Genomic DNA, 20,185 nt, shown 5'->3' on the forward strand with positions numbered 1-20,185 from the left:
TGGAACGGGCGTGCAGTCTCCCGGTCGGCGGGCCTCCTGGCCTGCACGCATCTCGTACCGGCGGGGCCGGGCATCAAGGGTTGGTGTGCCAGGACGGTCCGCGGTGAACGACGAAGCCCCCGGATTCCAGGCAGTGGAATCCGGGGGCTCGGAGTCGTGGGCAGTCGCGAAGAGCGAGTCAGCTGTCGGTGGAGCGGTCGGCGCGAGTGGACGGACGGTTGCGGCGGGCCAGGAGGAGAGAGCCTCCGCCGACTGCGATCAGCACGGCCGCGCCGCCGATCAGCCACGGTGTGGCATCGGCGCCGGTGCGGGCAAGAGAGCCCGTCGGCGTGGAGTCACCGACCGGAGCTGCGGCGACGGATGAGGAGTCGGTATCGGGCGTGGGCCTGACCTTGGCCGGGAGCGTCGCCTCGCTCGTACCGCTGTTCGGCTTTCCGGGGCTGGACGGGGAGGGGGTGGGGGTGGGCTTGTGCGTCGGCTTCTCTGAGGGGTCGGGCTTCGGGTCGGTGATCTTCTTGGCGTTGGTGACGGTCACGGTGACCGGGGCTCCGGGGCCCGCGGTGAACGTCTTGGAGGGCTTGTGGAGGTCGTAGCCCGTGGGGGCCTTGATCTCCTTGACCCAGAACTCTGTCTTCCGGCTCGACACTGGCAGCTCTCCGGAGGCTGTGCCCTTGGGACCGGTGGTCAGGGTGAGCAGCGTCGAGGTGCCGGTGCCGATGTTGACGGTCGCGCCGGGCAGGAGTTGTCCGGTCTTGTCGTCCTTGGCCTGCAGGAGAACGGTGGCGGCCTTGAACGGGTCGGTGATCGTCAGCCGCGTGGTTGCGCCGGGGGTGATGATGACGTCCTGGTCGGCGACGACTCCGTGGAGCGGGCTGCCGGAATCCGTTTCCTTGAGCCGGTAGACGCCCGGCTCAAGGTCGGGGAAGGCCAGCCGTCCCCGGGCGTCGGTCTTCCCGCTTCCGGCTTCCTGGCCGGCGGAGTCGAGCAGCAGGAACGCAGCGCCGAGCAGCGTTTGCCCCTCCGGGTCCTTCTTGGTGATCTCCACGCTGCCCGCCTCCTGGGCCAGGGTCTCGGCGGGGGCGGCGGAGGCCGAGGGGGTCGGCTCGGATGACATGGCGCTGGCGGCTGGCGCCCAGGCGAGGGTGCCGGCCACCGAAATGGCGGCGACGGCGGATCGTACGAGACGTGCGTGCACGGGGAGGAGGGCTCCTTGACGGGTTGTGGGAGGTGTCATCGGGTCCGGCCGGGGGCCGGTCCCGAAGGGGGTGGAACCGCCACGGGCTGGTGCGCTGTCGCGGCTGCCGTGTAGAGGCGGTGTCGGAAGTCGAGCGGTACGTCCTTGACGGTGCGGTGCAGCGGTTCGGTGGAGATCAGAGAGGCGGTGAAGGCCGCGACGAGCGTGGCAGGGGCACCGCGCGGGAAGCGTGCCTTCCAGTGCGGATTGGCCCAGTCGCCGGCCCAGGCCGTCCAGGCCGCGCCACCTGGTCCACCGGATCTATCGGGAGCGAACCGGTGCCGCACGGCACCGAGGCCGTCCGGTGAGCGGAAGGTCTGCGTGCCGACCATCTGCACCTCGTGGCTCCAGCCGCGGGCGAACAACGGCGCGTACGCCGTGTACGGGGCCGTGTCATCGTCGAAGAGGCGGTCCCGGTCTCTGTAGCGGTCTTTGAGGTAGACATCGAGCAGTTCGGCGTGCACGTCGTGTAGGAGTTCGGCGGGGGTGGTGACGTCGAAGGTGATCTCCCATGCCTTGGGGCCGAAGGGGATGTGGTTCGCGCCGATGGTCCACGTTCCCTGACCTCTCGTGTCGGGTTCGAGGACGAGGCGGGTCCACAGCCGGGCGCAGGGGCTGCTGGAGAACGTCATTCCGTCGGCGGCCGGGTGAAGGTGCCAGCCGTCGTCGAAGGGGAAGGGCCAGATCGAGAGAAGGTCCCTCTCTCCTGGGCCGGCGAGGTGGCGAGGCAGGACCTTCACGTTCTGATCCGGGCCGAAGTTGTTGAAGGGGGGTCAAGGGGCGGGTCAGACTGCATGGCGGCTCCTGCAGGGAGGTCTCCGGGCGTTGAAGGCTGATCGGGACGCGGTTCACCGTCCGCGTGCTGCGTTCACGGCCGGTGCTCCGGGCGCCATGTGAACGGTGTGGTCGATCGCGCGGCTCTGACGGCGGGCGGCCCAGGCATCGGGGAACCAGACGGCGGTGTACTTCTCAATGGCGTCGCGCAGCCCCGTGGTGACAGCCCCGTGCCACGGCGGGCGTCCGGGGAGGTGGTACTTGTCGAAGGTGGCGTAGTCCTTGGTGTTTGGGCGTCGGTCGGTGGCCTCGTCACGGCGGTGAAAGGTCCCGTGGTCCAGGAAGCTGAGCACCACCGCGTCGGTCTCACCGCGGTCCGGGTGGACGACCGCCACGCGCAGCCCTCCGTAGGTGTCGGCGTGGATGGTCTCGGCGAAGTCGATCCGAAGCCGCAGGGGTGCGCCGGGGACAGGGGCGGCGAAGTAGGTGTTGCCCACGACGGTGTGGTCGTAGAAGGGGAGGCACAGCTCGGCGAAGAACTCGGCGGCTTGGAGGGACAAGTAGGTCTCCGGACGGGGTCGGTGTGGTCCTACCGGCGTGGGCCGGGCAGGGCAGGCCGGCTGGTGGTGCTCCAGCGCGGGACGCTGGTCGCGGGGAGTGCGGCCGGGCGGCGGGCTGCGAGGGCCCGCCGTACGTCGCGCGGTGTGGGAGGCGGCGGGAGGATCGGGGTGAGCTGGGCCATCCCCTTGATGTAGCTGTAGGTGTCCTGCCGCCATCGGAGCAGCGGAGCTGGATCGGCGACGCACTCGGTGACGGCGGTGAGCAGGGCGACGGGGGTGTCGGTGCTGGCCGTGGCGTACCAGACGGGCCGGTCGATGGACTTGCCCGCCCACAGCTGCCAACGGGCGTCCCGTGTTGACAGCTCGGCTTCCGGATCGAGATCACCGGTGGCGAACTCCATGCCGGCGAGTCCGTCCGGGGCCTGGATGGCGAAGACGCCCCAGCGCGGGCGGTCGATCTCCCACCCCTGCTTCAGGAGCGGGACGATGGCGAGGAAGGGATTGTGCTCGTCGATTCCGGCGACCGGCCGGGCCAGGTAGGTGGCCGGACCCTGCTCGTACGCCGTCGCGAGGGCGGTGGTGAACGCGGTCACGAACTCGGTCGGGGTGCGGTCGTTGAAACAGGCGCCCCAGGTCGGAGGGCCGAACGGGTCACGGTAGGCATTGATGCGCCAGAGCCCGTCGTCCTCTCCTCCGGGCAGGTAGCCGACGCGGACCTTGCGGTCGGGGGCGTTGGTGTAGGCGTTGCCGAGGTCGTCGTGCTCGATGCTCCAGCCGAGGTCGAGGAGCGGGGCGAAGGCGGGGTCGCCGGTCCCGGTGGTGGAGGCGAGGTGGCGCGGGGAAACGTAGACGTCGCCGTCGGTCTCGTGTTGCGGAGCGGGCTTCTGGGTCATCGATCCGCCCTGGTGGTGACGGTGATCTCGTCGGCGGCGGTGTCGAGGCGTTCGGTGACCTCGGCGGTGGTCCGGCCGGTGACGATGTAGAACCCGGCGCGGGCGACGTACAGGTCGCCGTCGGGCGGCAGGACGAGCTGGTCGCCGATCTCGCGGATCCACCGCACCTGCCGCAGCCACGGGGTGTGGGCGGCGAACGGCTGGTTGATGTTCCGTTCGGTGAGGGTGCCGGAGGTGTCCGGGTAGAGCATGCGGATGCCCGCCGCCCCGTTGCGGGTCGGGGTGAGGTCCGGTGTCCGCCCGCACGCGAGGTCGGCAGCGGCCCGCGGCAGGTCAACACCGGTGGCAAGGTGGACCAGGTGGCCGATCATGTCGCCGCCAATCCTGGCATTGACCTCGATCAGCCGGGGCCGCCCGTCAACGAGGCGCAGCTCGACGTGCTGCACTCCGTCGGTGATCCCCAGGGCCTTGACCGCCGCAGCGGCGGCGGGGGCGACCTGGGCCAGGAGCGGGTCGTGGGCGTCGACGGTGTGGCCGGTCTCGTCGAAGTACGGTGCGGGGCCCAGGTGCTTGCGGGTGACGGCGACCGCGGTGGTCTCGCCGCGGTGGGTGACGCATTCGACGGAGAACTCCGGTCCGTCGAGGTACTCCTCGACCAGGACGCTGGTGTCCTCGCGGCTGCGGCTGGCGCCCTGGGAGGCGAACGCGAAGGCGTCGGGCAGTTCTTCGGGGCGGTCGACGCGGATCACGCCGATGCTGGCGGCGAACGCGGCGGGCTTGAGGACGGCAGGGTAACCCAGCGTCATCGTCGCCAGGCCCGCCTCCAGCAGGGTCCGTGCCTTCATCGAGCCGGCGGACGGTACGCCGTGGCGGGCGAACAGGGTGCGGGCGGTGGCCTTGTTGCGGCAGGCTCGCATCACCTCGACGGAGGGCGAGGGCAGACCCAGCTCGTGGGTGAGGACGGCGGTGGGGACGAGGTTCCACTCGTCCCAGGTGACCACCCCGGCGAGGTCGTGGCGCTCGGCCAGATCCCGGCCGCCGGCGAGCAGTGCGGCAGGGTCGCTCAGGTCGACGACGGCGTGGCCGACGATGAACGGCTTCTCCCACGACGGCTCGGTGCCGGTGAGCAGGACGACGTCGTACGCGGCGGCCACCTGCTCAAGGCAGTAGCCGCGATAGGTCTCGTCACCGGGAGACACGACGAGGACGAGGGGGGTCCGCGCGGAATTGCGTTCGTTGCACGATTCGGAGGGGTTGAACGTGGTGGTCTGCGACATTGTGCGCGTTCCTTTCAGGGGAGGTTAGTGGCATTGACCTGCACCGTTGCAGGGATGCCTGCATTTGATGAATGATTCGCCCACCTAGTGGATGGGTGGGTCTGTGTCTGGAACGGTCGCGAGCGAGAGTTCAGCCCGGTTGGTTCTGCTATCTGGTGTCTCGCTGCTGCATCCCGAGGAAGCGGTCTTCGAAGCGATGCTGGAGGGGTGGGAACGGCAGCAGCGGGGAGGCCGCCAGCTGCAGCCCGACACGGTCCGGGGGCGACTGAACCTCATCCGCCGCTTCGGGAAGTTCACCAACCGCTACCCGTGGCAGTGGGCGGCGGCCGATGTCGATGAGTGGATGACCCACTTGACGTCCGAGCTACACCGGGCGGAATCGACAATCCGCGGATACCAGACGGGACTTCGTCTCTTCTGCGACTACATCACTTCGCCCCACTACCAGTGGCCGGCGGAGTGCGAGTCCCGGTTCGGCACCCATCCGGTGCAGGTCTGCCACGAGTGGAACACCGTCTCTCATCTGGTCGACTACGAGGGCGACCCCGACCGGCGGCCGATGACCCGCGAAGAGATCCAGCTCTTCTTCGACTACGCCGACGACCAGGTCGACCGCGCGATCCGGCTCGGCCGCAAGGGAGCCCTCGCCGCCTACCGCGATGCGACGGTCTTCAAGGCCATTTACGGCTGGGGCCTGCGCTGCACCGAGACCTCGAAGCTCGACATCACCGACTTCTACCGCAGCCCCAAAGCGCCCGAGCTCGGCCGGTACGGATCGCTCCACGTCCGGTACGGGAAACGGTCCAAAGGCACGCCGCCCAAACGCCGGATGGTGCTCAGCGTCATGCCCTGGGCCGTCGACGCGGTCGAGGACTACGTCGTCAACATCCGCTCGCGCTACACCTCGGCCTCGAAGAAGCCCGCTCTGTGGCTGACCGAGCGTGGAGGGCGCCTGCGGCCCCGAGAGATCGAGGAGCGCTTCGCCGCCTACCGCGACGCGCTCGGGCTGGACAAGGAACTGGTCCCGCACTGCCTGCGGCACAGCCACGTCACGCACCAGATCGAGGACGGCGCCGATCCCACATTCGTCCAGAACCAGGTCGGACACCGGTATCCGTCCACCACCGCCCTCTACACCGGCGTGAGCGGGGACTTCATGAACACAATGATGCGCAAGGTTTTGGACCGTGCCCTGAACAACGGGCAGTAGGGAGTCGTCGACGTGACCGCCAAACTGGACTACCGCTGGCACCTGCGGGAGATCATGGCCACCCGCGGCATGTTCTCCACCACGGACCTTCGCCCACTGCTGGCCGAACGCGGCATCGATCTCTCCCCCAGCCAGACGTACCGCCTGGTCGTCGAGCGGCCCGAACGGCTGAGCCTGAAGACGCTCATGGCACTGCTCGACATCCTCGGCTGCACGATGAACGAGCTGATCGAGCCCGTGGCCGTCCCCCGGGCGGGCCGCCGCAAGGCCGCCGCGGGCGGCACCATCGAACAGCCCGGCCAAGGCCCCTCCGGTGTAGGCGACTTCAGGCCCAAGCGCGCCAGGATCGTCCCCGAATAGGAGAACCACGTGGCCTCTGCCCCTCTGCCCCGCGTTGCCGTCGAGCCTGAACGCGTGATCGTGGAGGCCGTCCTGGCGGCCGAACCGGACCTGTCGGCCCCGCTGGTGGAGGCCATCCTCGTCGCGACGGTCAAACGCAGACCGGCTCGGCGCGAGCTCGCCGAGGCGCTGATGGCCGACCCCGGCCTGCTGACCTCCGGCCGCCCCGAAGGGCCGCGGGCCGTCGAGCGCCTGATCCGCGCACTTCTCGACCAGGGTGCCGTGAACCTGAAACTGCCGTGCTGCGCCCGCTGCGGCAACGAACGGCCCCTCAAAGCGTGGGACGGCGACCAGCGGATCTGTGGCTCGTGCCTGGCCCGCCGTATCGCGGTCGCCAACCCGTGCGTGATCTGCGGCAGCAGGAACTTCTCCGGCCGCGACCACCTCGGCCGGCCCCGGTGCCGTCGGCACACGCCGGACGAAGGGCTCGACGTCCTGACCGACCTGTGCAAGCGCATCTCCGTCCTCGCCCCGGGCCTGTCGCACTTGGACATCGCCGACGCCGTCCGCACCGCGGACAGCAGCCGCAACGGGCAGACCCGGCTCCTTCGCGCCCTGAACAAGGTGCCCGGATTGCTGAGTGGAGACGGCGCCCACGGACCACCACGAACCATCCGTCTGATCAAGGCCCTCGCCGACCGCGGAGCTTCGGCGCTGGTCATACCGCCATGCCCCTTCTGCCACCGCGACGTACCACTCAGCCACACGCGCCAGGACCTGCGCTGCTGCACCTTGTGCTGGCGTGCCACCCGCACCCAGGAGTGCTCGCGCTGCCACCGGGAGAGATGGATCGCCTCCCGGACAGCCGACGGCGCACCCCTGTGCGGGCCATGCGGACAGACCGACATCATCAACCAGCTGCCCTGCACCAGCTGCGGGAATACCGCTCACATCGTCCAGCGCACCGAGGACCAGGCCCTGTGCCAGCGCTGCTACCAGCGCCCCACCACGACCTGCTCCACCTGCGGACAGCTCCGGCCGTGCTACTACGCCACCACCAGCACCCCCAGGTGCGGGCCATGCCACTCCAAGGCGCAACCCCACAAGGTCTGCACCAGCTGCGGAACCGAACGCCGCGCTGTCTACCGAACCCCGGCGGGCGACCCTCTCTGCACGCCCTGCGGAGCCCCACGTGTCCCATGCGTCACCTGCGGACACACGCGCAGGGTCGCTGGCCGCACCGCGCAGGGCGAACCCCTTTGCGAGGGCTGCTGGGAGAGACACCCGCGAGCACGCCGCCCCTGCACCACGTGCGGAGCCGTCGAGAGGCTCTACCACCACGGCCTGTGCACCGCCTGCGCCGCTCAGCAAACGCTGCTCAGTCTGCTCACCGGACCCGACGGCGCCGTACGCGAAGACCTGACCCCATCCCTCCACGCCATGCGGCTCCTGCCGCCGGCCGCCGTCCTGCGATGGCTCAGGGGAGTACCGGCCCTGCGCGCGATCCTGAAGGAACTGGCCTCGGCTCAGGGGCCCGTCACCCATCAGACCCTCGACCTCTGCCATCCGCCGAAGGTCGTCAGCGCCCTGCGCGCTGTCCTGGTGGCCGGCGGCGCCCTGCCCGACCGGGACGAACATCTCGCCGCCCTCGAACAGTGGCTGCCCCGGACCTACGCCCGCATCGAGAACACCGCAGACCGCAAATCGCTTCGCAACTACACCGCTTGGAACCCCATGCGCCGGCTGCGCCGGTTGCCCTCCGGGAAGAAAGTCACCCACGGACAGGCCGACGCCGTCCGCCACGAAATCCGCAACGCCGTACGACTCCTGGAATGGCTCCGAGCCCAGGACCTCGCCCTGCGCGACTGCACGCAGGATCACCTCGACGCCTGGCTCGCCGACGGCCCCGACGCCCGTGCGCTCGTTCGATCCTTCCTCCTGTGGGCCCACCGCCACGGCCACGCCCGACCACTCGACGCTCCCAGCCTCAACAGCAACGCCGCGGTCAACCTGATCGCCCGGGACCAGCGCTGGAGCATGGTCCGCCACCTCGTCCAGACCACCAGTCTCGACGTCGTAGACCGCGCGGCAGGACTCCTCCTGCTGCTCTTCGGCCAGCCGCCGAGCCGCATCATCCAGCTCACCACAGACCACGTCGTCGACCACGGAGACAAGATCACGATTCGCCTCGGACGCACCCCAGCCGAACTGCCCGCTCCCCTCGACGACCTCATCCGCCAACTCGTCGACCGGCGTCAAGGTCACGCCGCCGCGAGGCCCGCCGAGGAGTCCAAGTGGCTCTTCCCCGGTGGACTCGTAGGCCGACCGCTCAGCCCTGCTCATCTGAGTAAGCGCCTGAAGGCCGCAGGGGTCCGGCCCCGCCTCGCCCGCAACACAGCCCTGATGGACATCGCGTCCGAGCTGCCAGCCGCCGTCGTAAGCCGCCTGCTCGGTGTCCACCAGAACACCGCCGACGCCTGGCGCCTCGAAAGCGAGGGCCCTGGAGCCGCATACGCGGCAGATCTCATCCGCCGCTGAGCATCCATTCCGCACGTTCTGACAACGCGGGTTACCAATACGAGCGGACAAGAAGGGGTGCTCCGTATCGGTGGACAGCAGGGGAAAAGACGAGAGAGCGGGTGCCGTCGGGTCAGGCGGCACGGCGGCGGCGCAGCTCGAACGCAGGTGCCCAGTGGGGGTGTTCGTCGATCAGCTGGCGTGCGTAGAGGGCGGTGTAGTTGTTGTTCAACCCGGCGACGCCGTGCGGGAGCTGCCCGCGCAGGTCCTCGAAGAGGTCCTTGAGGCTGATCCGGGTCGCGCCGGCGGCCAGGCGGCGTGCGGCCATGCGCTCCAGGGCCCGGTAGACGTGCGGGTTGTGGGCGTCGAAGGTGCGGAACTGCTCGGTGATACTGCGACCGGTCGCGCGGTGCGATCCGAGGATGGCGGTGGGCATGAGGATCTCCACAGGCTGGGGGTGTGCCGGGTTCAGGTGCGCAGGGCGGGGTCGGTGCGCAGGCGGGCGAAGGCGCAGAGCAGGCCGAGGGCCTGCAGAGCGGCGCACGCGGTGATGACGTGGCCCAGCGCGTCGGGCGGGGTGAGCGCAGTGAGCACGCCGGCGACAGGGAAAGGCAGCAGGAGGATGAGGATGGTCGCCGACAGGGTGCTGCCGAACTTCTCCGGCGGGATGAGCCGGGAGCGCAGGGTGCGCAGCACGACCGCCATGCCGCCCTCGGCCGCCATGAGGACCGCGACCAGGACCAGGTAGGAGCGGTAGTCGGGGGCCTGAGCGGCGGCGAGGCAGGCGAGCGAGGCGAGGGCCGCGCAAACTGCGCCGATCGGCCACAGACCGAGGCGGTCGAGTGCGAACCGGCAGATCGCAACGCTGAGGAGCGTGGCCGCCGCAGCCGCGGACCAGACCAGACCGACGGCGGTGGTGGACTGCCCGAAGTGCTGGACGACGATCACCGGGCCGGCCGCCTGGAGCAGCCCGGTGGCCAGGTTGGACAGGGTCAGACCGGTCACGAGCCAGCCGAGCGCGGGCAGCGAGCGGATCGTGCGCCACCCGGTGCGCAGGCCGGAACTCTGGTGCCCCTTCGGCGCACGGGCCGGCACTACGGGCGAGGGGGGTGTGCGCAGGGCGAGAAGCGCGGCGACCAGCGAGAGCACGGTGACAACGACGAGCATCGGCGGCGGACCGGCCAGCAGAAGCAGTCCGGCGAGCGCCGGGCCCGCCAGCATCGCTGTCTGGTCGATGCCGAGCAGGACGGCCTGCACCCGGTGGGCTCGCCGTCCCGCCCTGCGGCCGGCGGCACCGCCCGCGGTCTCGGCCGCGATGTAGCTGAACTCGGTGAGCACGCCGGTCATCGCGGCGAGCACCATCACGGTCCCGCTCGCCACGTGGCCGGACGGGTGCAGGTAGAGGACGACCGCCCCGGCGGCGAGCACCAACGCACGTCCCAGGGAGGCGAGGTGGAACACCACCGCCGCCCCGCGCCGGTCGACGACCGCTCCGGCCCACCCGAACGCCGCCAGCCTGGGGATCCACTCCAGGGCGAAGGCCAAGCCCGTCAGCGCGGCGGAGTTCGTGGTGGCCAGGACCAGCAGCGGAATGCCGTAGGTCGACATCGCGAGAGCCAGCGCGTCGGCCGTGCGCGGCAGGTAGATGCTGCCCATCAACCCGGTGGGGTGGCGGGCGTGCCGGGGTTCGACGCCTAGGCTCACGCGGCGCGCCCGTATTCGGGATCGGGTTCGAGGAGCGCGGCGATCTGCGGATGAGCGTCCAGCCACTGCAGCAGCAGAGCCCGAGGTCCGGACGGCGCCCAGCCGACCTCGGCATCGGCCAGTTCGACGCCCGACCGGCGGGTGGAGCCTCCTGCCGGGCCCGGGGCGGGGAGGGATTCTACGAGGCTGAGGGTGTGCCGGATGCGGCTCGTGAAGTCGCTGACGCGGGTCGGGTAGGCGTGGTGTCGGGCCCATCGGGCTATGGCGTCGTAGAAGTCGGCCAGCTCCACGCCGGAAGTCGTGAGTTCGAGGCCGGCGCCGGGGGCGGAGCAGACGAGATCGTGCACGCGGGCAACGTCCTTGATCCGGCGCAGGTGGTGCGTGGAGAGGTCGGGCAGGGTGCTGGCCAGCTTTCGCGGCGGGATCGGCCCGTTGTCGTCGATCTCGGTGATCAGCCGGATGAGTGCCGGTGAGGACAGGAAATCGGCGGCGGCGTGCAGGTTGGCGGAGGTGAAGGAGGAGGTGGTCATCGGCGCGGGCCTCCCGCCTGGATGGCCGCCGTCGGGCGGACAGCCGTGGCGTGGGAGAAGAGATCGCGGTTGTGCCACGTGGGGGCGGCCTCACCCGTCCGGGCGGGCGGGAGTGCCGCTGGGGCGGGTCGGGACTGGCTGCTGACCCACGGCCTCGGTGCGGGCTTCGCCTGGGGTTGCCCCCACACGGGGTGGTGGGCGGCCTGGTTGAGGGGCTGACCGGCGGACCATGCGGACAGGGTGCCGAGCACGGGGCCCAAGCCGTCGCCCGCCGCGGACAGCCAGTAGGGCCGGCCGATGCCGTCGGTGTCGACCAGGCCGTCGGCGACGAGCTGCCGCAGCGGCGGGTACACGTTCGTCCAGTCGCTCTTCGGCATCACGATCCTGGCCAGGGCCCGGCCGCTGACCTCTTGGCGGGACTTGAGCACCCACAGGATGGCTGCGGCATGGCGCCGGGTGAGCAGGGTGAGGCTGTCCTCGATCTGCTCGATCGCGGGCAGCGGGTGGTCCGCCTGCTCCAGGTGCTCCTCGGCCCAGGTGACGATCATCGGCAGGACCGGCAGCAGGGCGGCTCCGCGCTCGGTGTGGCCGTAGGTGACGTGCCGGGAGGAGTGTTCGGCACGCTCGACGAGGCCGGCGTCGCACAGGGTCCTGAGCTTGGGGTGAAGCTGGCCGCTCTGCAGCCAGGAGACCTTGGCCGCCAGCTCGCTGTACCGCAGCGGCGGGCCGGAGAGAGCCAGCATGATCCGCACGTTCCAGCGCGGGGTGATCATGGTGAGGGCCTCGGTGACCCGGGCGATGTCGGTGTCAGTGTCAGGGGGCAGAGCGGTGATGGCCATGGGAGGAACTCCTGGGTGTGTAAGGAGAGATCGCGTGCAGATCAGCGGCTGGGTGCCGTGCTCTGAGCCGGAAGAGGAGGAGCCGGAGCGGGCGGCGCGACAGTCGGCGGGGCCGGTGCTGGGGCCGGAACGGAAGCCAGGCTCTGCAGGACGGCAAGGACGGACTTCGCTTGGACGTCGCGTACGGCGACTGCCTCGGCGAGCCGACGAGATCCGTCGAGGAGGTGGGGAACTTCGTGTCGCCCGATCTGCCGCTCGGGGTGAATAAGCCGGGCGAGGTGGTCGCGGTGGAAGTCGATGCTGCGCTCGGCGAGAGCGAGGTCTTCGTGCATGCCGAGCAGGGCGGAGAGCATGCCGGGCGGCTGGTCCTGAGCGTGGGCTTCCAGGTCGGTGAGCGGTGCGCCGTACAGGTCCTCGATCCGTCCGGCTATCTCGGTGGACGTGAGGTGGGGCAAGCGGGGGCTTTCACGGTCGGGGGGCCGGGGCCGCCCCGGCACGCGGGGGTGCCGGGGCGGCCGAGGCGGGCAGGGTCGCGGTGGCCCGGTGCTGCGTGGTGCGTACGGGACGGGCTCGTTGATCGGGCGGAGGCATGGTGCGCAGCAACTCGCCCAGGGCGGCGCGGTACCCGTCGCGGGCATCCAGCGCGGCTTCCAGCCACTGCGCGTCGAAGCGGAGCTTGTCCGCCGACAGCTCGCCCATGTCGCGGTCCGGGTCCATGTCCGCGTGGACGCGGTCGCGGACGCGGACGCGGGCGACCTGCTCCTCTGTGAGCGCCAGGAAGGACCGCAGCTCCAGGGCTCGAGCGAGGGCGGGCGAGGCGTCGTGGCCGACAACGGCTTCGGACAGTACGGGGATCGGCTTCCCGAAGACCTTCTGGAGGTCGGCGTCCATGGAGCTGGCCTTTCGGCTCATCGGACGGGTCCTCCCGCTCGCCATGCCGATGCCGGCGCGGGTGTGCCCACGGGACGGTGGGGTGCGGTGGCCGGCACAGCGGGTCCGGTCCGGGGGCGAAGGCGGGCGAGGCGTTCGGCGGCGAGGCCCGTCTTGCCCGGAGCGTTCGGGTCGAGCAGCCATCGCACGACCATGGCCCGGCCGTCGCGGGTGGTGACGGCCGCGTTCACCCGGTGGGCGAGACCCACGGTCGGGTCGTCGACCTCGCTGGGCTGAGTCTCCAGCGCGGCGAGAAGGTCGTCCTCCGCCCGCTCCAGCACGGACTGGGCCTGGATGAGCAGGCCGTGCCACTTCACGACGTCGGTGGCATCTGGGTTCGCGGTCGGCTTCGCGGTGACTGCAGCCTTCAGCTGGTCCATGCCCATGGCGAAGCGCGCTTCGATTCGTTCGGTGAGCACGCCCACGACGTCCTCAGCGTCTTCGGATATGCCGTCGGACAAAAGAGAAACTCCTGTTCTTCAAGGGCCGATGCCTGGCGGAATGCGAGGGGTGGCCGTGCCCGGGCGGCTCAGCCGCTTAGGGGGTCTGGTCGGATTCCTGTCAGGACAGGCACATACGGACGTCGCGGTAGACGTACGTGCCGGACACCCAGCCCTTGACGCCGGTCGACTTGTCCGTGATGTAGAGCCAGTTGCCGCTCTTCTTGTGCACGCCGAAGCGGTGGCTCATGTAGAGAATGCCGACGGCGGTGGACTTCGAGCTGGCCTTGGACCGGATGGTCACGGCCTTGGTGTGGACCTCGTACGGCAGCGGCGGCAGGTGATGGCAGCTGTACGCCGGGAGCGCGGCTACGGCTGCGGGTGCCGCGCTGGCGGGAGTGGCGGACAGCATCGGCACGGCGAGCGCGCCGAGCATCACCGCGGATACAGCAATTCGGGTGGAGCGCATGCGAAAGAAACCTCCGTAAAGGCATAGGGGTTGAGTGGAAGGGCACCGCTGGAGTTGTTCCGGCGGCTGTATAAGAGTCCGGAGAATCGCCGGTTTGGCTAACCGGCGATCGTCGGTTATGTTGCGCCGCCCGCCCTGCGAAACGCGCTCAGCGCTTACGGCTGGGCGGGCGTGGAGTGGGGGTCGTCGTCGTACCGGTCGGGCGGCCGACGGTGGCTGCCGGCCGGACCGGCGGGAGCGGAGCGGCCGTACCGCTGTGCCGCTCGTTGCACCATTGCCAGGCGTCTTCGAGCCGGTTGAATCCGCCCTCGCGCAAGGTGTAGGTGTCCACGTCGGCAGCGACCTCCTCGACCAGCACGCGGAAGGGAGAGGGCGCCTGCTCGTCGAGGGCACGCAGCACGATCAAGGTGACCATGTCGTCCGGGTCGTCGTGCGTGTAGGAGTAGCCCATCGCGAAGTGGTCCCCGTCGCCCACCAAGCGCCGTTCCAGGGCCCGGGTGGCGTCGTCCGCGGGCCGGGGCCCGAACTCGTGGGTGAGGGCGATGGCTTCGGAGGGGCAACCACGGTGGATGAGCCAGGACTGGGCCATCGGCACCAGCGGCAGAGGGGCGTGCTCGAAGTCGAATGTCGACCTCTGCTGGTCTCGGCGCAGGTGGACGGCGAGATAGTGAGGATCGCCGGGGTGACCGTAGGTGGCGCTGCGGTCGAACAGCACGTAGTAGCTGTGCGCCCCGTCAGGGGTGTGGTGTTCGGCGAGCGGAACGAACGAGTCCTGGTTCACCGAGACGTGGAGGAAGAAGTCGCGGTACTTCCCTGCATCGGCGTCGAGGTCGTCGACGTGGAAGTCGAATTCTTCCCGGGCGACGCGCTGGTGGTCGGACGAGGGATCAGGGGAGGACAATAAGGGCCCTTCACGTCGGGAGGTCAGCGCCTCGGTGTTGGGGTGGAGGGCCATGCGCCGGTCGGGGCCGTTGTCTTCGGCCTCTGTGCCGTGGGAGCCCTGCGGGCAGCGAACAGCACGGCGCGCCCGGCGTCGGTGAGCGCGACCGGCTGGCCGGCGTGCACGGGGTGGCCGGTGTCCCGGACGACCAGGCCCGCGCTCTCAAGGCGCTGCAGCTTGGCGTGCGGGATGCGGGTGCCGGAGGCGGCGGTCACGGACATCCGGCCGGTCAGCAGGTGCTCGTAGAGCTTGGCTCCGCCGGCGATGGCGAGCAGCGCCGCCTGATCATCAGTCGAGAGCGTCCTCGCGTCGTGCGTCGGAGCTGCCTCGATGGGCTCCAGGGCGGCGATCACCGCCTGGGCAGCGGCGGCGCGGGCATCCGTGGCCTGCTCCAGCTGGCTCATGGTGCGGGCGATGCGCGTGAACAGGGGGGCGTCGACCTCAAACTCGCCGCTCGACAGCCGGTTGAGGAGCTTGAGGTAGAACACGACGCCGCTCTGGGCCTTGGCCAGCTCACGGTGCCGGTCGACCAGGTGTGCGTGGGACTCGTCGAGTACACCGCGGTCGCGGTAGCTCCACAGGGTGTCGATGTCGTGGCCGGTGGCGGCTTCGACGCGATGGTCGAGCGGGGAGACCGCACGCCGGGCTGGTGTCGGCGCGGGTTCAGGAGGCATGGGCGGGGGCTTCCGTAGGTTCAGCGGGTGTGATGGTCCGCGGGGTGGGGTGCGGGACGGGGCAGACCCGGCAGTGCGGTGGACGGCGGGCCGGGCCGGGGCACGGGGCCGCGCGCGGTCAACTGCGGCGGGCGGGAGCGGGCAGCGTGAGTGCGGGCGCTCAGCGGGCGTCGGGTCATCCCCAGCCGGGCACCCACCGTGTCGTAGATGTCGTTGCCCGCACGCGGCCGGACCGCGACAACGTGGATCTCCTTCTGATGTGCCGACTCCGCCGGTGCCGGGCGGAGGCCGTAGACGACACGCCACTCCTTGCGGGAGTCCACGAACAACTTCCGGTATCCCTCCAGGTCACCGTCCAGGCGCAGCCCGAAGCGCTGCGCCTGGACGACTTCCTGCAGGCAGGCGAGGGTGAGGTCGCGGATATCGCTGGGAGCCTGGAGGAGGTCGGTCAGGGCTCGGGGATCGAAGCTCAGGCCGAAGGCGGGCTGCCCCTGTCCCGCACTCATGACGTCGGCTCCTCCGGCTCGGCAGGCCCGGCGCCCTCCGCCTCGGCCGCCTTCTCCGTACGCACGGACCGCGGTGGGCCCGGCAGAAGACGGTGCGCGGGACGGTCGGGAGAGGTCATGCAGGCCGACAGCGGGCCGCCCGGTGCGCGGATCGCCGCGACAGCGTGGGTGAGGAAGTCCCGGTGCCATACGAACAGCCCGGACAACCCGGCGTCAGGCTCACGGTGCTGCTGGTAGGCGAGCCACAGCGCATGGAGCCAGGCCACGACATCGTCGTGCTCCTGCCACTGCAGGCACCAGGGTGCTGCGGTGGTGACCTCCGCCCCGTAGACCGGGAGGAAGAAGTCGTCGACCCAATCGGAGAGAGCATCGACCTCGTCCTCCCGTTCCTCTCCCGCCAGTTCCAGGATCGGGCGGGGCTCCGGCGGGGCAGCGGGCGGCGGTCCGCCGAGCCCCGGCATGCCGAACGCGGCGAACGGCGATCCACTGGGTTCCGGGGCGGAGGCGAGGTGGTCGAGCTGCTGGGCCTGCTGCGCCGACTGCTCCATGAGCCGCCGCACACTTGCTTCGATTTCCTCCAGCTGCTGATCGGGAATGCGAACCGGCTCCAACTCCCCATTGTGCTCTGGGCTTATGGGTTCGGGCATGAAAGGTTTCGGCCTCCTACGAGACGCGGGAAGAAGGGCGGACAGAGGGGCGTCGCGCGGGCCGGTCGGCGATTCACCAGATCTGCCGTACTGGAATTCCGCCTGGGACGCCGGTCGCCTGAATGGGCAGCGCTGTCGCAACTCAGGCGGTGAGGACCACGTCATCCTGCGTGAGGGTCTCGCGGATCGTTTCGGTGAGTCGGTCGGCCGCGATCGAGGCGTAGTGCTGGGTCTTCTCCACGCCGATGAAATCCCGGCCCTCCAGCAGGGCGGCGACGCCCGTGGATCCGGAGCCGGCACAGAAGTCGAGGATCGTGCCGCCCGGCGGGGAGATCTTGACCAGCTCGCGCATCACGGAGACGGGCTTCTGCGTGATGTGCTGGCGCTTGGACCCCGACGGCTGCGACGCGGAGTACATGCCGGGCAAGTAGACCGGGTTCCGGGAGCCGTCGATCGGGCCCTTGCTGGCCCACACGATGAACTCACAGTTTTGGGTAAACCTTCCGCGCTGGGGCCTGGCCTGCGGCTTGTGCCAGGCCAGGACGCCGCGCCACAGCCATCCGGCCGCCTGGATCGCGTCCGTCGTCGTCGGGAGCTGGCGCCAGTCGGTGAACAGCAACGCCGCCCCGCCGGTCTTCGTGAGGCGGTGGGCTTCGGTCATGATCTGCGTCAGCCAGAACGAGTAGGACCTCTGGTCCATGTTCTCGCCGGTGAAGTCGGCAAGGTCGTTCTTGGCATCGGCAGAGGTGTACTTCTGCTTCGCGGAGCGGGTGGTGCGCTCCTTCGCGGTCCGACCGCCCGAGTTATACGGGGGGTCAGTAATGACGGAGTCGACGCATCCGTCCGGAAGGCCGGCGAGAACGCTGAGAGCGTCACCCTGGTGCAGAGAAAAAGGCAAAGAGGAACCCCAAGTCGGGTGAGGGAATACGGTGGGACTCGCCTCCTCTCACAAACGTCCTCGCGGGCCGGAATCGGGCATGCAGAAGCCCAGGGCCACAGACCGAGGAAGGAGAGGGGGAGTCCAAAAACTGTAGAGGCGAATCCGCCGACGGCCAAGAAATGCCCGCTGAGGTGCCGGATTCCGGCACCTCGTGCCAGCCTTTTTGGTCAACCGCCGATCCGGGCCTACTGTTTTTGAACCGCCCGGCGCACACCGCCGCTGGCCACTCCCCGCCACATCTCCCGGAGGTACCCCCTGCCCCGGCACACCTAGCTCACGGCCCGGCCACGCGATACGAGCTGCAACTCGCCCGCACCGGCCAGCCACTGATCGCCCACCCCGGCCGCCGCGCCTTCCGAACGCCCCGCGCACGCGGCACGCCGGACACCGCACCCCGCAAGGACACGTTCATGACCTCTCGCTACCCGCCCCTGCCCGAAAACGCTGACCGGCGAGCGGCCCGCTCGGGTTGAAATGGCTCGCCGCCGCCATCGGCGTCGTCTTTCTCGCCCCGATCCCGATCGCCGGCACCAGCATGATGCTGGCCTCCGCCGCCGACGCCGTACAGAGCAACGGCCTCGTTAGTACCTGCCTGCCCGGCGTCGACACCGACAAGGTCACCGAGCAGGTCGGCAAGATCCTCGACGGAGCGTCCGGCAAGGACGTCCGAATCGAGGGCCTGGACCTGCCCGCCGAGCAGATCCCCCACGCCCAGACGATCGTGGCCACCGGCCTCTCCCTCGATGTCCCCACCAAGGGGCAGATCATCGCCCTCGCCACGGCGATGCAGGAGAGCCGGCTCCGCAACCTGGGCTACGGCGACCGCGACTCCCTCGGCCTCTTCCAGCAGCGCCCCTCCCAGGGCTGGGGCACCGCCCAGCAGATCCGCGACCCCGTCTACGCCTCCGAAAGGTTCTACAAGGGCCTGCTCAAGGTGAGCGGCTGGCAGCAGATGACCGTCACCCAGGCCGCCCAGGCCGTGCAGAAGTCCGGCTTCCCGGACGCGTACGCACAGTGGGAGAACCTAGCCACCGCGCTCCAGACCGCCATCGCCAAGACCTTACCCAACAGCGGTGCTGCGGACGGCAAGGACGCGGACCAGGACGAGAAACCGTCGTCCGGCTGTATGCCGGGCCAGGACGGTTCCGAGTTCGGCCGCATCCCGGCCGGCAGCGTCCCGAAGGGCTACTCGATCCCCAAGGACGCCGATCCGAAGGCACGCAGGGCCATCTCTTGGGCGATGCGGCAGCTCGGCACGCTCTACCAGTGGGGCGGGACCTGCAAGGACGCGCACGGCCCTGACCCCATGGGCCGCTGCGACTGCTCCAGCCTGATGCAGCAGGCGTACGCGCAGGTCGACATCACGCTCACCCGCACCACGTACACGCAGGTCAACGAAGGCAAGGCGGTCCCGCCTGCCCAACTGCAGCCCGGTGACCTGATTTTCGCCCGCGGCAGCGTCGACCGGCCCGAGCACGTCGGCATGTACATGGGCGCCGGCCTCGTCATCGAGGCACCCCGCACCACCAAGCCCGTCCGGATCACCCCGATCAAGGACTGGGACATCCTCGCCGCCCGCCGCGTCCTCTGACGCCGCCCCGCCCGGACACCACTCCAGGGCGTGCCACCGCGGCCCCTTCCGCGCCCCGAGCGCACCTCCCCCTCCGCATTCCCCTTCCCGCCGGCCCTCCCCTGGCCCGCGTACGCAAGGAGTCCCCGCCACACCTATGCCCTTCCCTCTCGCAGACCGCGTCATCCAGCTCGCCTACGACCCAGGAATCTCACCCAAGGGCGGCGGACTGCCCGGCCTCGCCGTGCTGAAGAACGTCGTCAACTCGATCAACCTCTTCGGAATCGTCGCCGTCGTCGGCGCACTCGCCGTCTCGCTCGGTGTGTGGGCCTGGGGTCATCACAGCGGTGGTCACCAGGCTGAGGCCAACGGCAAGAAGGGCGCCGTCGTCGCTGCCGGCGCCGCTCTCGGCCTCGGTGCCGCGAACGCTGTGGTGGCCTTCTTCTCCAACCTGGGGTCGCAGGTCCAGTAATGCAGAAACGACTCCCCTCCCTTTCGCCCTCCTCGTACGGCGCGGGCTGGCCGGCCAGCAAGCGCATCGCGATCGGCGCCTCGGCCGTCGCCGTCCTCCTCGCCATCGCTGTGGTCGTCGCCCTGCTGACGGGCGGCGGGAACGGCCATCGGGCTCCGGAAACCGCCGCGCCCGCCCCAACCGGCAGCCAGTCCCCCTCCGAGGCCGCCCCGAAGCCTTCCTCCGGATCCGGGGCGGCGCCCCACCCGCCGCAGATCGCCGAACCGGTCGCGTACGCCACGGCAGTGGCCAAGATGCTGTGGTCCTACGACACCCGTAGCACCAGCCGCGACCAGCAGCTCGCCGGCATGCGCGCCTGGATGTCCACCGAGACCACGTACGCCGACTGGGCCTCAGTCTCCGGACAGGTTCCTGATCCGGTGCTGTGGTCGCGGATGGCCGACCAGGATCAGCACGCCACCGCCCACGTCACCGAGGGGCACTACCCGTCCGCGTTCAAACAGGCGCTGGCAGATGACCCGTCCGCGATCACGAAGGCGTACATCTACGTCGTCACCGTCAACGGCAAACAGCAGATCGCCTGGAAGAGCGGCGGTGGCGGAGCCGAGGAACGGGCCGTGACCCTCGCCGTCCAGTGCCGCCCGAACCACGACTGCACCCTGGCCGCCATCGCCCCGAGCGTCACGCAGTGACTCGGACCTGAAAGAAGAAAGGAGGGGC

Annotated in this window: 24 protein-coding genes; 6 read left to right on the plus strand and 18 right to left on the minus strand. The window is 70.0% G+C overall.

Going from position 1 to position 20,185, the window contains the following annotated elements:
• Nucleotides 1-178: 178 nt before the first annotated feature.
• From IE264_RS24740 to IE264_RS24760, 5 genes are all read right to left on the minus strand, one after another.
• The gene (locus IE264_RS24740; RefSeq protein WP_032755162.1) at nt 179-1,195 is read right to left on the minus strand and encodes a SpaA isopeptide-forming pilin-related protein; all 1,017 of its coding nucleotides are present in this window, start codon (nt 1,193-1,195) and stop codon (nt 179-181) included.
• 35 nt (nt 1,196-1,230) lie between these two features.
• Nucleotides 1,231-1,974 carry an SPDY domain-containing protein gene (locus IE264_RS24745; RefSeq protein WP_051821741.1) on the minus strand — a complete coding sequence of 248 codons (744 nt, stop codon included), beginning with the start codon at nt 1,972-1,974 and terminating at the stop codon, nt 1,231-1,233.
• 108 nt (nt 1,975-2,082) lie between these two features.
• Nucleotides 2,083-2,568 (minus strand): hypothetical protein, encoded by a 486-nt coding sequence (locus tag IE264_RS24750; RefSeq protein ID WP_032755159.1) that lies wholly within the window; start codon nt 2,566-2,568, stop codon nt 2,083-2,085.
• A 29-nt stretch (nt 2,569-2,597) separates the two neighbouring features.
• A complete protein-coding gene (locus tag IE264_RS24755; RefSeq protein WP_032755156.1) occupies nt 2,598-3,461 on the minus strand; it encodes an SPDY domain-containing protein in 864 nt (287 codons plus the stop codon).
• Nucleotides 3,458-4,738 carry an ATP-grasp domain-containing protein gene (locus IE264_RS24760; protein WP_190167697.1) on the minus strand — a complete coding sequence of 427 codons (1,281 nt, stop codon included), beginning with the start codon at nt 4,736-4,738 and terminating at the stop codon, nt 3,458-3,460. The genes IE264_RS24755 and IE264_RS24760 overlap by 4 nt, the downstream gene beginning before the upstream one ends.
• 103 nt (nt 4,739-4,841) lie before the next feature.
• Between IE264_RS24760 and IE264_RS24765 the strand changes: the two genes are divergently transcribed.
• Genes IE264_RS24765 through IE264_RS24775 form a run of 3 tightly spaced genes read left to right on the plus strand, consistent with a single transcriptional unit; the run spans nt 4,842 to nt 8,825 of the window.
• Nucleotides 4,842-5,948, plus strand: a complete 1,107-nt coding sequence (locus IE264_RS24765; protein WP_032755153.1) for a tyrosine-type recombinase/integrase — start codon at nt 4,842-4,844, stop codon at nt 5,946-5,948.
• 12 nt (nt 5,949-5,960) lie between these two features.
• Nucleotides 5,961-6,308 (plus strand): helix-turn-helix domain-containing protein, encoded by a 348-nt coding sequence (locus tag IE264_RS24770; protein WP_032755150.1) that lies wholly within the window; start codon nt 5,961-5,963, stop codon nt 6,306-6,308.
• Nucleotides 6,309-6,317: 9 nt separating this feature from the next.
• Nucleotides 6,318-8,825 carry a site-specific integrase gene (locus IE264_RS24775; RefSeq protein WP_229887735.1) on the plus strand — a complete coding sequence of 836 codons (2,508 nt, stop codon included), beginning with the start codon at nt 6,318-6,320 and terminating at the stop codon, nt 8,823-8,825.
• A 112-nt stretch (nt 8,826-8,937) separates the two neighbouring features.
• Here IE264_RS24775 and IE264_RS24780 read toward each other — a convergent pair whose 3' ends face one another.
• The 13 genes from IE264_RS24780 to IE264_RS24840 form a co-directional block, all read right to left on the minus strand.
• Nucleotides 8,938-9,240 carry a hypothetical protein gene (locus IE264_RS24780; RefSeq protein ID WP_032755147.1) on the minus strand — a complete coding sequence of 101 codons (303 nt, stop codon included), beginning with the start codon at nt 9,238-9,240 and terminating at the stop codon, nt 8,938-8,940.
• 32 nt (nt 9,241-9,272) lie between these two features.
• Nucleotides 9,273-10,508, minus strand: coding sequence for an MFS transporter (locus tag IE264_RS24785; protein WP_032755144.1), 1,236 nt, complete (start codon nt 10,506-10,508; stop codon nt 9,273-9,275).
• The gene (locus tag IE264_RS24790; RefSeq protein WP_032755142.1) at nt 10,505-11,038 is read right to left on the minus strand and encodes a hypothetical protein; all 534 of its coding nucleotides are present in this window, start codon (nt 11,036-11,038) and stop codon (nt 10,505-10,507) included. The genes IE264_RS24785 and IE264_RS24790 overlap by 4 nt, the downstream gene beginning before the upstream one ends.
• Entirely contained in the window at nt 11,035-11,877 is an 843-nt protein-coding gene (locus IE264_RS24795) for a winged helix-turn-helix transcriptional regulator (protein ID WP_032755139.1), read from the minus strand. The genes IE264_RS24790 and IE264_RS24795 overlap by 4 nt, the downstream gene beginning before the upstream one ends.
• Before the next feature lie 41 nt (nt 11,878-11,918).
• Nucleotides 11,919-12,332, minus strand: coding sequence for a hypothetical protein (locus IE264_RS24800; protein WP_032755679.1), 414 nt, complete (start codon nt 12,330-12,332; stop codon nt 11,919-11,921).
• A 10-nt stretch (nt 12,333-12,342) separates the two neighbouring features.
• The gene (locus IE264_RS24805) at nt 12,343-12,789 is read right to left on the minus strand and encodes a hypothetical protein (RefSeq protein ID WP_032755136.1); all 447 of its coding nucleotides are present in this window, start codon (nt 12,787-12,789) and stop codon (nt 12,343-12,345) included.
• Nucleotides 12,786-13,268 carry a hypothetical protein gene (locus IE264_RS24810; protein ID WP_032755133.1) on the minus strand — a complete coding sequence of 161 codons (483 nt, stop codon included), beginning with the start codon at nt 13,266-13,268 and terminating at the stop codon, nt 12,786-12,788. The genes IE264_RS24805 and IE264_RS24810 overlap by 4 nt, the downstream gene beginning before the upstream one ends.
• A 100-nt stretch (nt 13,269-13,368) precedes the next feature.
• Nucleotides 13,369-13,683 (minus strand): SH3 domain-containing protein, encoded by a 315-nt coding sequence (locus tag IE264_RS24815; protein ID WP_032755130.1) that lies wholly within the window; start codon nt 13,681-13,683, stop codon nt 13,369-13,371.
• Nucleotides 13,684-13,864: 181 nt separating this feature from the next.
• On the minus strand, nt 13,865-14,617 hold the full coding sequence (locus tag IE264_RS24820; RefSeq protein ID WP_032755128.1) for a hypothetical protein: 753 nt from the start codon (nt 14,615-14,617) through the stop codon (nt 13,865-13,867).
• A gap of 23 nt (nt 14,618-14,640) precedes the next feature.
• On the minus strand, nt 14,641-15,330 hold the full coding sequence (locus tag IE264_RS24825) for a hypothetical protein (RefSeq protein ID WP_032755125.1): 690 nt from the start codon (nt 15,328-15,330) through the stop codon (nt 14,641-14,643).
• A gap of 20 nt (nt 15,331-15,350) precedes the next feature.
• Nucleotides 15,351-15,836, minus strand: a complete 486-nt coding sequence (locus IE264_RS24830; protein ID WP_032755124.1) for a hypothetical protein — start codon at nt 15,834-15,836, stop codon at nt 15,351-15,353.
• Nucleotides 15,833-16,384 (minus strand): DUF4913 domain-containing protein, encoded by a 552-nt coding sequence (locus IE264_RS24835; protein WP_032755121.1) that lies wholly within the window; start codon nt 16,382-16,384, stop codon nt 15,833-15,835. The genes IE264_RS24830 and IE264_RS24835 overlap by 4 nt, the downstream gene beginning before the upstream one ends.
• A gap of 241 nt (nt 16,385-16,625) precedes the next feature.
• The gene (locus IE264_RS24840) at nt 16,626-17,381 is read right to left on the minus strand and encodes a DNA-methyltransferase (RefSeq protein WP_032755119.1); all 756 of its coding nucleotides are present in this window, start codon (nt 17,379-17,381) and stop codon (nt 16,626-16,628) included.
• 511 nt (nt 17,382-17,892) lie between these two features.
• Between IE264_RS24840 and IE264_RS24845 the strand changes: the two genes are divergently transcribed.
• From IE264_RS24845 to IE264_RS24855, 3 genes are all read left to right on the plus strand, one after another.
• Nucleotides 17,893-19,014 carry a C40 family peptidase gene (locus tag IE264_RS24845; RefSeq protein WP_032755116.1) on the plus strand — a complete coding sequence of 374 codons (1,122 nt, stop codon included), beginning with the start codon at nt 17,893-17,895 and terminating at the stop codon, nt 19,012-19,014.
• 136 nt (nt 19,015-19,150) lie between these two features.
• A complete protein-coding gene (locus IE264_RS24850; protein ID WP_032755114.1) occupies nt 19,151-19,465 on the plus strand; it encodes a DUF6112 family protein in 315 nt (104 codons plus the stop codon).
• Nucleotides 19,465-20,157, plus strand: a complete 693-nt coding sequence (locus IE264_RS24855) for a hypothetical protein (RefSeq protein ID WP_032755112.1) — start codon at nt 19,465-19,467, stop codon at nt 20,155-20,157. Before IE264_RS24850 ends, IE264_RS24855 begins: the two co-directional genes overlap by 1 nt.
• Nucleotides 20,158-20,185 lie beyond the last annotated feature (28 nt).

Source organism: Streptomyces microflavus, from assembly GCF_014650075.1.
Classification (GTDB): Bacteria; Actinomycetota; Actinomycetes; order Streptomycetales; family Streptomycetaceae; genus Streptomyces; species Streptomyces microflavus.

Coding starts and splice junctions, on each gene's coding strand:
- IE264_RS24825 (WP_032755125.1), bottom strand. CDS start 15,330: ATGCCTCCTGAACCCGCGCCGACACCAGCCCGGCGTGCGGTCTCCCCG.
- IE264_RS24805 (WP_032755136.1), bottom strand. CDS start 12,789: ATGAGCCGAAAGGCCAGCTCCATGGACGCCGACCTCCAGAAGGTCTTC.
- IE264_RS24755 (WP_032755156.1), bottom strand. CDS start 3,461: ATGACCCAGAAGCCCGCTCCGCAACACGAGACCGACGGCGACGTCTAC.
- IE264_RS24835 (WP_032755121.1), bottom strand. CDS start 16,384: ATGGAGCAGTCGGCGCAGCAGGCCCAGCAGCTCGACCACCTCGCCTCC.
- IE264_RS24815 (WP_032755130.1), bottom strand. CDS start 13,683: ATGCTCGGCGCGCTCGCCGTGCCGATGCTGTCCGCCACTCCCGCCAGC.
- IE264_RS24850 (WP_032755114.1), top strand. CDS start 19,151: ATGCCCTTCCCTCTCGCAGACCGCGTCATCCAGCTCGCCTACGACCCA.
- IE264_RS24795 (WP_032755139.1), bottom strand. CDS start 11,877: ATGGCCATCACCGCTCTGCCCCCTGACACTGACACCGACATCGCCCGG.
- IE264_RS24780 (WP_032755147.1), bottom strand. CDS start 9,240: ATGCCCACCGCCATCCTCGGATCGCACCGCGCGACCGGTCGCAGTATC.
- IE264_RS24760 (WP_190167697.1), bottom strand. CDS start 4,738: ATGTCGCAGACCACCACGTTCAACCCCTCCGAATCGTGCAACGAACGC.
- IE264_RS24790 (WP_032755142.1), bottom strand. CDS start 11,038: ATGACCACCTCCTCCTTCACCTCCGCCAACCTGCACGCCGCCGCCGAT.
- IE264_RS24855 (WP_032755112.1), top strand. CDS start 19,465: ATGCAGAAACGACTCCCCTCCCTTTCGCCCTCCTCGTACGGCGCGGGC.
- IE264_RS24830 (WP_032755124.1), bottom strand. CDS start 15,836: ATGAGTGCGGGACAGGGGCAGCCCGCCTTCGGCCTGAGCTTCGATCCC.